We start from the raw sequence: 12,918 nt of genomic DNA, 5'->3' as shown, positions 1-12,918 counted from the left end.
CCGGAAAAATCCGCTGACCCTGAATGTCCAACCTGCCCCCCCAAAAAAAATAGGCATAAAGACAAACCGCTGAAAGTAGTGTTTTTACTTTCAGCGGTTTTTGGTTGCGGAGGCAGGACTCGAACATGCGACCTCCAGGTTATGAGCCTGGCGAGCTACCAACTGCTCCACTCCGCGATGTTATTTTTTTTAATTGCGGGTGCAAAGGTAAGGCTTTTTTTTGTTATATGCAAATTTTTGCATGACTTTTTGACGCGAAATATTTGTCAATACGTATTAAATGTGTTTTCGGCTGTGTCTGATACAGTATAAATTGTAAATATTATTGTCCAGAAAAAGCATGTTCTGAAAAGTCCGTTTTAGAGTCGAAACCGATATACGACGATATATGTATATCGTGCTTCCGGCGGTCTTGTTTTGTAACGGGATACTCGTTGGGAGGCGTTTGGCGGCATATTGCTCGGCGTTTAGTATCCCGTTGGCTTCCGACGGGTATCTAAATGCAACACAACGAGCGGCTTAATGCAATCCAATAAGGTGCTTATTGGAAAAAACGGGATGGGCGGGTATGGCATGGCTGGCCGTTGTTTCCGGATGTGCGGATGTATGACTTTGATTGACAGGTTGTTACGTAAAAGTTCGAAATACGGCGTTTTTCCCGGCCTCGGGATTTATATTTTAAAATAACCGAGTATTCAGAATGCTTTTGTTGGATTTATTTACCGCTTTGGCGGGCTGTTTGTTTTCTTTGATAAATCTTTGTGTCTTTTAGTGTTTGAGTACGGTGAATGTAAATGATGGATGTGTCTTCCGTTTCCATTTATGGTGTTTGTCGGTCACAGATTGTCTTCTGTGCTAAAAAAGGCCACAAAATACGATTTATCGGCTAATTATTTGTATGTTTAAAATTTAATTAATAAATTTGCGCATGATATTTGCGATGTGCAATATTGTATTTTTAGAGGAGAGGCGTATATATGTCAATATCAAAAACGAGACAGAAACTGGTGGATGTGGCACGGCAACTGTTTGCCAAGAACGGATTAGAAAACACGACGATGAACGATATCGCCATGTCTTCGGGCAAGGGACGCCGTACGCTGTACACATACTTCAAAAGCAAGGAAGATGTATATTACGCCGTAATAGAATCCGAGCTCGAACGGCTCTCCGACAAACTCGATGAGGTGGCGGGCAAGAAAATACGTCCGCAAGACAAGATTATAGAATTGATATACACCCATCTGAGCATGATTAAGGAGACGGTGGTGCGCAATGGGAACCTGCGTGCCGAGTTCTTCCGCAACATCTGGATGGTGGAGAAGGTGAGGAAGAAGTTTGACGAGGACGAGATAGAGCTTTTCCGTAAGGTCTATGCCGAGGGCAAGGCCGACGGGGAATTCGACATAGATAATGTGGATCTTGTGGCAGACATTACCCACTATTGTATAAAGGGACTCGAAGTTCCGTATATCTACGGACGAATAGGCCATGGAATGACCGAGGAGATGAGCAAGCCGTTGGTGGCTAAGGTCGTATACGGAGCGCTGGGAAAGAGCATGATAAAATAGAGTTTTCATATAACGAACAATAATAAAAAACAGAAAAATGGGATTATTGACAGGTAAGACAGCCCTGATTACAGGTGCTGCGCGCGGTATCGGAAAGGCTATCGCGCTGAAATTCGCCGAGGAAGGTGCCAACGTCGCGTTCACCGACCTTGTAATCGACGAAAATGGAAAAGCCACCGAGGCGGAGATTGCCGCCAAGGGAGTAAAGGCAAAAGGATATGCAAGCAACGCCGCTGATTTCGCTCAGACGGAGGAAGTGGTGAAATTGGTGAAAGAGGAGTTTGGCTCTGTGGATATCTTGGTGAACAACGCCGGTATCACGAAAGACGGTCTGATGCTCCGTATGACAGAGGCTCAGTGGGACGCTGTCATAGCCGTAAACTTGAAGAGCGCTTTCAACTTCATCCATGCCTGCGTGCCGGTGATGATGCGCCAACGCGGCGGTTCGATCATCAATATGGCATCTGTCGTGGGTGTTCATGGAAATGCCGGCCAGAGCAACTATGCCGCCTCGAAAGCCGGTCTGATAGCTCTTGCCAAGAGTGTGGCTCAGGAGATGGGTCCGAAGGGTATCCGTGCCAATGCCATTGCCCCGGGCTTCATAGATACGGCCATGACCCAGGCCCTGTCTGACGATGTCCGTAAGGAGTGGGCAAGCAAGATACCTCTCCGCCGTGGCGGTACGGTAGATGACATTGCCAACTGCGCGGCTTTCCTCGCGTCGGATATGTCAAGCTATATCAGCGGCCAGGTGATACAGGTAGACGGCGGCATGAACATGTAATGCCGTGTCAATGGATATATGTAACTTATGGTTTTATAATGGCTGCGCCGTAAAAACAGCGCGGCCATTATATTTTGGCGGATGGCACGTGCTGCCGTTTGCATATGGCTGCTAATGCCGTGCCGGACATCTGTTGACGAAGCGTTGGCCGCTTGTCCGCACGACGCCCATACATTTCCGGCAGGTAATATTTATTTTATCGGCTGATAATTATAATAATCCACAAATCAAACATCATCGTAGCGCATGACGGTTCTTTACGAAGATAATCATATAATTATAGTAAACAAGGAGAGCGGGGAGATCGTGCAGGGTGACAAGACCGGCGACACGCCTCTGTCGGATATTGTCAAGGCATATATAAAGGAAAAATACGCCAAGCCGGGCAATGTTTTTCTCGGTGTGGTGCATCGTCTGGACCGCCCCGTGAGTGGAATAGTGGTCTTTGCGCGCACGTCTAAAGCGCTGTCGAGGCTCAATGAGATGTTCCGGGACGGCGAGGTACACAAGACATACTGGGCCATAAGCCGCAACACGCCTGAACGTGATGAGGGCACGCTTACGGGATGGATAGTACGCAATGAGCGGCAGAACAAGAGCTATGTGTATGACCGTGAGGTGCCGCAGTCTAAAAAGGCGATGCTGATGTATAAGGTTATAGGCCGAAGCGACAATTACACGCTGATGGAGGTGAGGCTCATGACCGGCCGGCATCATCAGATACGTTGTCAGCTCGCGGCCATGGGATGCCCCATAAAAGGCGACTTGAAGTATGGCGCGCGTCGCAGTAATCCCGACGGGAGCATATCTCTCATGGCGCGTCGCATAGAGTTTGTACATCCCGTCAGCAAGAATACCGTGTCGGTGGAGGCTCCCCTGCCGTCCGACAACCTGTGGCGGGAGTTTGTCTAATAATAAAGAATTGTTGTTTTTTTTCGTAAAAACATCCTGCTTTCTGAGGATTTTTTGCTTACTTTGCAGCGTTGTTTAACGTTGTAGTGTTGAAGTAAGCGAGATGAAAAAAATCTTTTTGTGGATAGGTCTCATCCTTTTGAGTCCTATTCTGCTGTTTATCATATTGACAATAGCCCTCTATCTGCCTCCCGTGCAAAACTGGGCGGTGGATAAAGTGGTGGAATATGCGTCTGAGAAAACCGGATATGGGATAACGGTAGACAGGGTTGACCTTGTCTTTCCGCTTGATCTCGGGATAAACGGGTTCTGTATGGTTCAACCCAACGACTCGCTGCCTCAGGTGAACGATACTGTGGCCGATGTGAGAAAGTTGGTCGTTGATGTCAGTCTCATGCCTTTGCTGGACGGCAAGGTGGTGATAAATAGCTTCGAACTGAACCGGGTCAAAGTCAATACGGCCGATTTCATAGCCTCTGCCCGTGTGCGTGCCACGCTCGGCAAGTTGAGCCTTTCGAGCCGTGGAATAGACCTCAACAGGCAGATAGTGGATCTGAACGACACCCGGTTGAGCGATGCCCGCATCAGCATTGAGCTTAGCGACACGGTGCCACCGGACACGTCGGCCAGCAAGACGATGTGGCGGATATATGTAGACAGCCTCAATATATATCGTACAGACATTACCGTCCGCATGCCCGGCGATACAATGGGCATCCGGGCATATCTCGGCCATGCCTCGGCACGGGGTGGAGATATAAACCTCGGGACAGAGAAATATGGGATAACCCGTTTTTTCTGGCATGACGGCGCACTGGATTATGACAACCGTTTCGAGCCCGAGGTGGATGGGCTGGACTACAATCACATATCTCTCACCGGTATAAACATAGGCATAGACAGCTTGTCATATAGTGCTCCAGACATCGGCATGAACCTGCTTTATTGCCGTATGAAGGAGAAAAGCGGTCTCGAGATAAGCAACCTGTCAGGCCCCGTGAGTCTCGACTCTGTGCGTCTGAACCTTCCGTCCCTAATTCTCCGTACTCCCGATTCGGATATCGAGGCGCAGGTAAAGATGGACCTAAATGCCCTCGACAGCATAAATCCCGGTAAGATATATGCCCGTTTGCGCGCTTCTGTAGGTAAACAGGACATCATGATGTTCTGCGGTGGCATGCCCGAACAGTTTGTACGCCGCTATCCCAATCGCCCGTTGACAGTCCGTGGCTCGGTGGACGGCAACATGCGGCGTGTGGATATATCGGGGCTTGAAGTGAGTTTGCCCACAGCTTTCAATATGTCAGCACGCGGGTTTGCGGCCAATCCCACGGACATGAAACGCGTCAAGGCAGAGGTTAGACTGAGCGCTCAGACATTCGATCTCGGCTTTGTCACTTGTTTGCTTGACCCTAAGGTTATGGCCGACTATCATATCCCGTCGGGAATAAAGCTTGATGGTGACGTAAAGGCAGACGGCCGCCGCTACTCCGCCGATGTGAGAGTGCGTGAGGGCGGAGGGACGGTCGACCTGAACGGTCGTTTCGATGCCTCGTCCATGAGCTATAAGGCGTCGGTGGGAGTAAAAGACATCAATATTCACCATTTCATGCCTAAAGACTCGCTCTACAATCTGACGTGCGACATAGACATAGAAGGGCATGGAACAGACCTCTTGGCCAAAGGAAGCCACCTCAAAGCGAATGGAAAAGTAGACGCTTTCCGCTACGGAAGCATGAATTTCGACAGGATAAGAACCGACATTCTTATTGCCAACGGTATTGGTAAGGTGCGGCTTGACAGTAGGAATGAGCTTCTTGACGGTACGATAGACGTAGATGCGCTGCTCGATCCTAATAGAGTGCGGGCTACAGTGAGTACAGACTTGTCGAAAGCAGACCTTTATCGTCTCCGTGTCATAGACCGGCCGTTCACCGCCGCTATGTGTGCTCATGTCGACATAGCGTCGGATCTGAAACAGTCGCACATGGTGAAGGGCTTGTTCAACGATTTCACGGTGCGTGATGCCCGGCGGACCTATCGCCCGGCTGATGTCGTTCTCGACGCTTCCACCAACCGTGATACTACTTGGGCAAAACTGTATAGCGGCAATCTCGAAATGTTCTTCACCGCATCGGGAGGCTACGAGTCTCTTATGGATGAGGGAAAGCGTCTCGGTGACCTGATAACGACCCAGATTGATAATAAGACCATCGACCAGCCGGCAATTCAGGCCATGCTCCCGACAATGCAGATACGCCTCAAGAGCGGTAATGAGAACTCTTTTGCCGGCTTTCTTAAAGCGAAGGGGGTAGAGTTTGATGATTTGTTTGTAGACCTGTCCACATCGCCTGCGGAAGGTATAGAAGGAAATATGCATCTCTATTCGCTTGTTGCCGACAGTATGCAGATAGACACGGTGAGCATGACCATAACGCAGGAAGACACCAATGTACGCTTCTATGGGCAGGTGCGCAACAACAAGAAAAATCCCCAGTTTGTGTTCAACAGCCTTTTTGAAGGCTCCGTCTTGGAGCGCGGGGCTGAACTTAGCGTAAAGTATTACGATGCGTCTGACAGGCTCGGAGCCTCTCTCGGAGCGCGCGCCGAGGTCTGCGACAGCGGTATCACCGTCAGATTGTTCCCCGACAAACCGATACTTGGGTATAAGGCGTTCAATCTTAATAAGGACAACTTCGTGTTCCTCGGCCGTGATAAGAGGATACAGGCCGGCATAGATCTGGTGGCCGACGACGGGACAGGTGTGAAGATATACTCCGACGACAACGCCGGAGATATGTTACAGGACATCACTGTCAGCCTTAATAAATTTGATCTGGACAAGCTCACTTCCGTAATTCCGTATGCGCCGCGCATGAGCGGACTGCTGAACGGTGACTTCCACGTGATGCAAGATCGCAACGAGAAGTTCACGGTGATATCCGATATGGGAGTGGACAAGATGACATACGAGCATTGTTATATCGGAGATTTGAACAGTGAGTTCTCTTACATGCAGAAAGACGAAAACTCGCATTACGTCTCTGCCAATCTCATACTCGACGGAAGAGACATAGGTGTGCTTTCCGGTACTTATACGCATGGTGACAAGGGCTATCTGGACGCCACGTTCGATATGAGCCGTTTCCCGCTATCCATGATAAACGGATTTATTCCTGATCAGATAATGGGATTTGAGGGATATGCCGAGGGAAGTGTTGCCGTGAGGGGAGAGCTTGACAAACCGCAGGTAGACGGCGAGGTATATCTCGACTCTACACATGTAATAAGTGTGCCGTACGGTGTCAATCTCAGGGCTAATGACAAGCCGGTGCGTATTGTGGGCAGTAATCTTCTCTTTGAAAATTTCGCGCTTTATTCCCATAATGACAGCCCGTTGAACATCAACGGCAATGTTAATTTCGCCAATCCCGATAAGATTCGTCTTGATATGAGGATGCAGGCGCGAAATTACCAGATTATCGACGCCAGGCAAACACGCAAGTCTGTGGCCTACGGCAAGGCTTTTGTCAACTTCGGCGCCGTGCTGAACGGGGCTTTGTCAGACCTGAAAATGCGCGGACAGCTCGATGTTCTCGGTAAGACCAACATGACATATATACTTAAAGACTCGCCGCTTAACACCGACGACAGGCTTAAAGATCTCGTGACGTTCACCGACTTCCGTGACACAGTCGAGGTGAAGGTGAACCGCCCGGAACCCGGAGGGCTCGACATGCTTCTGATGATGAACATCGAATCGGGGGCGAGGATATTCTGCGCCCTTAACGCAGACCAGTCGAACTACGTTAATATCGAGGGTGGCGGCGAGTTGCGCATGGTATACAATCCGACTGACAATCTGCAACTTTTCGGCCGTTACACCATCAATTCTGGCGAGATGAAGTATGAGTTGCCCATCATTCCGCTCAAGACATTTACGATAAGACAGGGCAGTTACATAGAGTTTACCGGCGATGTGATGAACCCCACGCTTAATCTTTCGGCCACGGAGCAGGTCAAGACCCTTGTGGCCGCGGAGACGGGAAACAGCCGCAGCGTGCTGTTCGATTGCGGAGTGAAGGTTAGCAAGACGCTCAGCAACATGGGATTGGAGTTTACGCTTGACGCTCCCGAGGACATGACGATAAAGAACGAGCTTGCTGCCATGAGCATGGAGCAGAGAGGCAAGCTTGCCGTGACCATGCTGACGACAGGCATGTACCTGGCTGATGGAAACACGGGAGGCTTCTCCATGAACAGCGCCTTGAACTCGTTCCTGCAAAGCGAGATCAACAGTATTACGAACAGTGCCATGCGTACTGTGGATCTCAGTCTCGGACTCGACCAGAGTGCCGATGCGTATGGCAACACGCACACAGACTATTCGTTTAAGTTTGCCAAGCGTTTTTGGAACAACAGGGTGAACTTCGTGATAGGAGGAAAGATTTCCGGCGGAGGCGACAACGGCCCGGAAGAACAGGACCAGACCTTCATCGACAACGTGTCGCTCGAATACCGGCTCGATCAGACGGCCATGCGTTATGTAAGGATGTTCTATAACAAGTCTGCCTACGATATGCTTGAAGGCCGTATCACGGAGTATGGTGCCGGTTTCATGTGGAGGAAGAAAGCCGATCGGTTCTGGCAACTGTTCAATTTCAGAAGCGATGACAATACAACTGAAAAATCATTGGAAAACGATACGGTAAAGGTAAATGAAGAAAAGCGATAAAATCATCTTGTCACTGACAATGTCTCTCGTGTGCGCAGGCTGCTCCACGACGAGCAATCTTCCCGAGGGCGAGGTGCTGTATACGGGGTTGAAGAAGATAGACTATGTCGACCGGGCCAAAGACGAGCATTACGTCACTATGCAGGAGGAGGTGGAGGCCGCACTGGCCTGTGCCCCGAACGGAGCCTTGCTTGGCAGTTCTTATTATCGCACACCCATTCAGTGGAAACTGTGGATATACAACAAGTATGCCAACTCGACATCAGGGTTCGGTAAGTGGATGCTCAAATCTTTCGGACACGAACCCGTATTGATGAGTTCTGTCAATCCGGAGGTGCGGGCGCTGGTCGCCAGAAACGTGCTTCGTGCCAACGGATATTTCGACGCCAAGGTGGACTATAGTGTCATACCGCAGAAAAACCCGAAGAAGGCAAAGCTCAGTTATACCGTCACCAACAACAGGCTTTATACTTTCGATTCTATCCAACACATAGGTTTTTCCGCCGGGGCAGACAGCCTGATACGTGCCACGGCCGACCAAAGCTATCTCAAAAGTGGCGAGGCGTTCACCGTGGCTAAGCTTGACGCCGAGAGGAATAGGCTCAACAGTCTGTTCCGGAATAACGGATATTATTATTATCGTGCCGACAATGCGGCCATACTGGCCGATTCCGTGTCTAATCCGGGGCGTGTGGCGGTGCGCTTGCAGCCTGTCGCCGACATGCCCGATGAGGCTCGGCGTCGCTGGTATCTCGGAAAGATGAGAGTAGAGATGCGCCGCTCGGTCATGGAACCGTTGACCGACTCTATCGTGCACCGCAACCTGTCGGTATACTACTCGGGCAAGAAACCGCCTATCCGTCTGCGTACCTTGTTGCGCGACATAAAGCTGAGACGGGGCAAGCAGTTCAGCTACGACGAGTACATGGAGTCCTCGGGAGTGATAAACAGTCTCGGATTGTTCAGTCTTTCCGACTTCACGTTCACCCCGCGCGACACCACTTCGACCTGTGATACTCTCGACATGAGACTGAATTGTGTGTTCGACAAGCCTTACGATGGGTCGATAGAGGCAAACTACTCGTTGAAGAGTAACGATCGTACAGGTCCGGGATTGGTGCTCAGCATGAACAAGCGTAACGCTTTTCGCGGAGGAGAGAAGCTGAGCGTGAGCCTGAAAGGATCCTACGAGTGGCAGACGGGGAAGCGTGTGGCCGGTAGCAGTTCCACTATTAACTCATACGAGTATGGTGCCGATGTGTCGATTGAGTATCCGCGTCTCGAAACACCGTTCAAGGTGTTCCGGCGGCGCCGGTTCTTCACCCCGCCTTCTACGTTGTTCTCGCTGTCTGGCAACGTGCTCAACAGGGCTGATTTCTTCAAGATGCTCACTGTCACGGGAGCCGTGACATATAAGTTCCAGACATCGGCCAATTCGAAACACGAGTTCAGCCCCTTGCTTCTCGACTATAATTACTTACAGAGCACCACGGAGAAGTTTGACCAGATAATGACGGACAATCCCGCCGTATATGTGTCAATGCGCAACCAGTTTGTGCCGAAGATAAAATACACATATATATACAGCAGTCCGGCGGCATACAAAAATCCGATAGCATGGGAGATAACCCTCACCGAGTCGGGCAATATCCTCTCGGCGGGATATGCCATGGCAGGTAAGAAATTCAGCGAGAAGGAGAAAGGGATGTTCGGCAATCCGTTTGCACAGTTCCTCAAACTGAACACCACCTTGCGCAAAACATGGGTCACCGGGTATAAGTCGGAACTTGTGGGGCGTGTGGCGGCAGGAGTGCTGTGGGCCTATGGCAATTCGGAGCGTGCTCCTTACAACGAGCAGTTCTATGTGGGCGGCGCGAACAGCATACGCGCTTTCACCGTGCGAAGCATAGGTCCCGGCAAGTATGTGGCACCAAACTCCACCTACTCATACCTCGATCAGACCGGTGATGTTAAGTTTGAGGCCAATCTCGAATATCGTTTCAATCTGTTCGGCAGCCTGTATGGGGCGGTGTTCCTCGACGCGGGAAACATCTGGTTGCTTAAAAAAGACCCAAACCGCCCCGACTCCGAGTTCAAGCCCACCACTTTCTTGCGGCAGCTTGCCACCGGTACTGGTGCCGGATTGCGCTACGACATGGATTTCATAGTGCTACGCCTTGACCTCGGTGTGGCCTTGCATGTGCCTTATGATACGGGCAAGGGCGGATACTACAACATCCCGAAGTTTAAAGACGGGCTTGGCTTCCATTTCGCCATCGGCTATCCTTTCTGACGGATGTATGGCGATGTGTATCGCGATAAAGTTTGTTTTTCAAGGCGTTTTGAGCTATATTTGATGCCTGAAAATAACAAATCAAGCGATATGACAATGAAAAAAGCATACAAAACGAACCGTGCCGGATGTATATTCATGCACTTGCCGGCACCCGTGATATTTGATAATGCGTTCCCGCTGCCGTGCCACGGCCTCTCGTTTGGGTGCGCGGAAAGCCCGCCCGGCGGGTAAAGTGACATTTATATGTGCGTCTTTCGCCTCGCTATGCGGGGCGGGACAGTGCGCCTCGGCAGGCGCATGAATATGCACGGAGTATATTCGTGCGTGCCGGAAAAGGCCTCGTTTCATCGAAATGAGGCCTTTTTTGTATTGCGAAGGGATAGCGGCAGGCGTGCGTTTGGCCGCCGGATGGAGCGCAACGGAATACTAAACGCTGGCCAACCGCTATCCCGTTGCGTCATAGCGGCCGCCCCGTTGCGAAACGGCGGTCGTATTGTCGTTTTTCATTCGATTTTCGTATCAATAATCACAGTGTTTTCTTCGTTTCTCGTTCGTTTTTCCCTCCGTTTTGAATAAATATGCGGAGCTGCCGTGCCGGGCGTCGTGTGATATAATGTTTACAAATGCGCATAGTCGTAAATATGCTATCCAGTTATTTTGTAGTTTTACAGTTTGTGAAATTGGATTGATAGATAAATATTGTCATCCAATATATATGATTCCAATAATTGAGGTCTGTCATTAGAGAAAATTATCTGTTTTTTCGTATCTTTGCATTTGAATTAATAAAATTGAAAATGGATAAGGATACTTTTTTACAACTTCTTACGGATGAAGTTAATACATATAAATCTCTTATGGAGACTGATTGTGGAGATTGGATAGTTAAAGGATTCATAGATATAGATAAGAATGTTTATACTATTACTAATGACACAAAGGTAGTATCTAAAATTATAGAGATAATGTTAATACCACGATTGAATGATTTTGCCGTGAGGCATGGAATGTCGATAGTGTTGCCATCTGCGCAAAATTTTTATCCTGATATTACATTCAAAGATATAGAAGGTAATCTTTATGCGCTTGATTTCAAATCAAGTTTTTATGCGAATGGTCGTTCATGTGGTTTTACACTTGGTTCATATTGGGGATATTTTAGGCAAAGAGACAAAAAGAAGAATACGGATTACCCATATAATGAGTATAAATGTCATTTAGTATTGGGGATATTATATAAGCAATGTACTGAAACATATAATGAGAAAACTCTATATAGTATAGATAAACTTGATGTGATAAAGTCTGTTATCCGTGATTTTACATTTTTTGTTCAACCCAAATGGAAAATTGCGAGTGACCGTCCCGGTAGTGGCAATACACGTAATATTGGTAGTGTGTTTGGATTGGATAATTTAGTGAATGGTAAAGGAACGTTTTCTGAGTTAGGTGAAGATATATTTGATGATTATTGGATAAATTTCTTTAATACAGTAGATGCGCGTAATGCTGGTATGGAAAAACCACATTATACGAATATTTCAACGTATAAGGAATATTTGAAAACACAACAAGATTTGTTGAAAAAGTTGGAATAATGTCTATAATAATTCCTCCAATAAAATCACAGGGTATCAAAACAAAACTTGTTCCTTGGATAAATGACTTGATACTTAGTTCCGGTATCCGGTTGGATGCCAATTGGATAGAACCTTTTTTTGGAACAGGTGTAGTTGGATTTAATTCGCCTATGCGTGGTCAGCATATAGTAGGTGACACAAATCCTCATATTATCAATTTCTATAAAGGGATACAAAATGGAGTAATAAGTTCTTATTCTATGAGAAAATACCTTGAACGTGAAAATAGTTTACTTAAATTCTCGGAAGAAGAAGGATATGTGCATTTTCGTGAAGTCCGTGACCGTTTTAATTCAGAATATAGTCCTTATGATTTTATTTTTCTTTCTCGTGCCGGTTTTAACGGGATGATGCGTTTTAACCGTAAAGGTGAATGGAATGTTCCATTTTGTAAAAAAGCGAATCGTTTTTCTATGGCATACGTTACAAAGATTTGTAACCAAATAGAACGTGTAACCCAGATTATACGAAAAAAAGATTGGAGCTTTAATAATGTGTCTTTCATTGAAACGATAGAAAAAGCGGGAGCGGGTGATATTATATATTGCGATCCTCCGTATTTCGGACGTTATGTGGATTATTATAATGGCTGGACAGAGAATGACGAGCAAAGTCTTTTTGAGGCATTGTCCCATACTTCAGCTAAGTTTATTTTATCAACTTGGCATCATAATGATTATCGTGAAAATAATATGGTCAATAAATATTGGAGACAATTCAATGTTATGACGAAGGATCATTTCTATCATAATGGTGCACGGCTTGAAAATCGTCGTTCTGTTGTTGAAGCGTTGATTTTTAATTTTGATGTAAAGGAAAGGATAGAAACAAAACAGGTATGTCAATTAAATCTGTTTACGGAAATTGTTTGAATATGATTTATTTCCAATATGGTTTTATACGTTATATAAGTTACGGCTTTTCTTATAAATAACATGACATTCGTTATTCCGTTTCGGAAATATTTATTACTTTTGCAT

At 47.5% G+C, this 12,918-nt stretch carries 7 protein-coding genes and 1 tRNA gene; 7 read left to right on the top strand and 1 reads right to left on the bottom strand.

Translation table 11 applies throughout. The annotated features are described in order from the left end of the window. Positions 1–101: 101 nt before the first annotated feature. Positions 102–177 (bottom strand) — tRNA-Met (locus tag MoGM_RS02235). Positions 178–977: 800 nt separating this feature from the next. Here MoGM_RS02235 and MoGM_RS02230 point away from each other — a divergent pair. The 7 genes from MoGM_RS02230 (at position 978) to MoGM_RS02200 (ending at position 12,810) form a co-directional block, all read left to right on the top strand. Further along, complete coding sequence (locus MoGM_RS02230; RefSeq protein ID WP_104368582.1) at positions 978–1,571, top strand: TetR/AcrR family transcriptional regulator; 594 nt, start codon at positions 978–980, stop codon at positions 1,569–1,571. A gap of 37 nt (positions 1,572–1,608) precedes the next feature. Further along, positions 1,609–2,355 carry a 3-oxoacyl-[acyl-carrier-protein] reductase gene (fabG, locus tag MoGM_RS02225; protein WP_104368581.1) on the top strand — a complete coding sequence of 249 codons (747 nt, stop codon included), beginning with the start codon at positions 1,609–1,611 and terminating at the stop codon, positions 2,353–2,355. Positions 2,356–2,601: 246 nt separating this feature from the next. Further along, complete coding sequence (locus tag MoGM_RS02220) at positions 2,602–3,267, top strand: RluA family pseudouridine synthase (protein WP_104368580.1); 666 nt, start codon at positions 2,602–2,604, stop codon at positions 3,265–3,267. Positions 3,268–3,370: 103 nt separating this feature from the next. Further along, a complete protein-coding gene (locus MoGM_RS02215) occupies positions 3,371–8,002 on the top strand; it encodes a translocation/assembly module TamB domain-containing protein (protein ID WP_104368579.1) in 4,632 nt (1,543 codons plus the stop codon). Continuing rightward, positions 7,986–10,295 carry a BamA/TamA family outer membrane protein gene (locus tag MoGM_RS02210; protein ID WP_104368578.1) on the top strand — a complete coding sequence of 770 codons (2,310 nt, stop codon included), beginning with the start codon at positions 7,986–7,988 and terminating at the stop codon, positions 10,293–10,295. The genes MoGM_RS02215 and MoGM_RS02210 overlap by 17 nt, the downstream gene beginning before the upstream one ends. Positions 10,296–11,095: 800 nt before the next feature. Further along, positions 11,096–11,896 (top strand): type II restriction endonuclease, encoded by an 801-nt coding sequence (locus tag MoGM_RS02205; RefSeq protein WP_104368577.1) that lies wholly within the window; start codon positions 11,096–11,098, stop codon positions 11,894–11,896. Further along, positions 11,896–12,810, top strand: a complete 915-nt coding sequence (locus MoGM_RS02200) for a Dam family site-specific DNA-(adenine-N6)-methyltransferase (RefSeq protein WP_104368576.1) — start codon at positions 11,896–11,898, stop codon at positions 12,808–12,810. The genes MoGM_RS02205 and MoGM_RS02200 overlap by 1 nt, the downstream gene beginning before the upstream one ends. The last annotated feature ends 108 nt before the right edge of the window (positions 12,811–12,918 follow it).

This window comes from Prevotella sp. MGM1, from assembly GCF_002933775.1.
Classification (GTDB): domain Bacteria; phylum Bacteroidota; class Bacteroidia; order Bacteroidales; family Bacteroidaceae; genus Prevotella.
This window is presented reverse-complemented; position numbering and strand designations above follow the sequence as displayed.